At 72.5% G+C, this 1351-nt stretch carries 1 protein-coding gene; it reads left to right on the top strand.

What is annotated here, in order from left to right; all coding sequences use genetic code 11:
* Nucleotides 1-98 precede the first annotated feature (98 nt).
* Nucleotides 99-1351: 5-enolpyruvylshikimate-3-phosphate synthase (locus FVW27_RS15855; RefSeq protein ID WP_243838514.1), on the top strand; the 1253-nt coding region annotated here is incomplete at its 3' end.

The raw sequence follows: 1351 nt of genomic DNA, 5'->3' as shown, positions 1-1351 counted from the left end.
ATCGCTCCGACAGGGGCGACAGGCCCGACAGGCCCGGTCGCCCGCCGCGCTCCGGCCAGGGCCGCCCCGCCTCCGGCCAGTCGCCGGTCGAGACCATCATGGAACTCGACCGAGACATCATCCGCCTGCTGGCCAAGCGCGCCCGCCTCTTTCAGAAGGTGCGCGGTAGCCGCCGCCCCGGCGTGTCCTCCGCCCCCGCGCGCGACACCGTGGCCGAAAAGCAGTTGCGCGAGGCGTGGGAAAGCGCCGCCGCGCGCGTCAGCCGCGACCCGCGCTTCGTGCGCCAGCTGTTCGCGCTGCTGCAGGAAGTGGAAATGCAGGAGCGCAGCCCCGAAGGCGAGGTGCGCCCCAGCTTCAACCTTGCCCCGCCCCGCCGCCCCGTCTCCATCAATATATATGGACCGCTGGCCATCCGCCCCACCCGACTGTGGGTGGCCCTGGCCGCTGCCGCCGGTGCAGAGGCCGACATAGAGGGCGCCATGCTGGGCGACCACCTGATCGATGCCGTGAAGGCGCTGAACCAGGCGGGCGCGCACCTGTCGTGGGAAGGCGATTCCCTGGTGCGCAGCAAGGGCGGCGACCCGCTGGAGTTCACCGACAAGGTCATCTACGCGGGTGACGATTCCCTCAATTTCCACCTGCTGGCCGCGCTGTCCCTTGGCGCCGTCGGCAAGGTCAAGTTCACCGGCGGCCCGGCGCTGAAGATGGCCGACACCACCGCCCTGCGCCAGTTCCTGCCGCTGCTCGGCGCGCGTCTGGCGCCCGTGGTGCCCAAGTCGTCCGGCCTGCCGGTGCGCCTGGAATGTTCCGGCGTGCTGCCCGACGAGGTGCGCATCCCCGCGGAACTGCCCGTCGATGCGCTGACCGCGCTGCTGCTGGCCGCCCCGTTCTGGAACGCCCCCATCACCCTGCACTGCGCCGCCCACCCCGACGCCGCCACCTGCATCGCGGAAGTGCTGCCCCTGCTGCACGCCTGCAAGGCTGGCGTGACCACGCTGGGCGAAACAGGCGACGACGCCCTGTCCGTGCGCGTCACCCCCATGCCCGCCGCCAGGCTGCGCGTGCCCAAGGCCCCCACCATGGGCATCGACCCGCTGGTGGCCGCCGTGATGCTGGCCATGCCTGCCTTCACCGGCGGCGAGGCCCGGCTTTCCGGCACCTGGGACGCCGCACAGCCCCACGCCGAGCAGGTGCTGGACCTGCTGCGCGCCACGGGCCTTGTGGTCACCGCCGACGCCAAGGGCGTATCGGCCAAGCCCGCGCTGAAGCCTTCGGTGCAGGCCGCGCCCGCCCCCACCGCCCCGCTGGACGCATCCACCCTGCCACTCGACTACGCCCCGCTGGCGCTGGC

Origin of the sequence: Nitratidesulfovibrio liaohensis, assembly GCF_011682075.1 — a bacterium.
GTDB classification, from domain to species: domain Bacteria; phylum Desulfobacterota; class Desulfovibrionia; order Desulfovibrionales; family Desulfovibrionaceae; genus Cupidesulfovibrio; species Cupidesulfovibrio liaohensis.
Note: the sequence above shows the minus strand (reverse complement) of the source record. Positions and strands in the feature narration are given on the sequence as shown.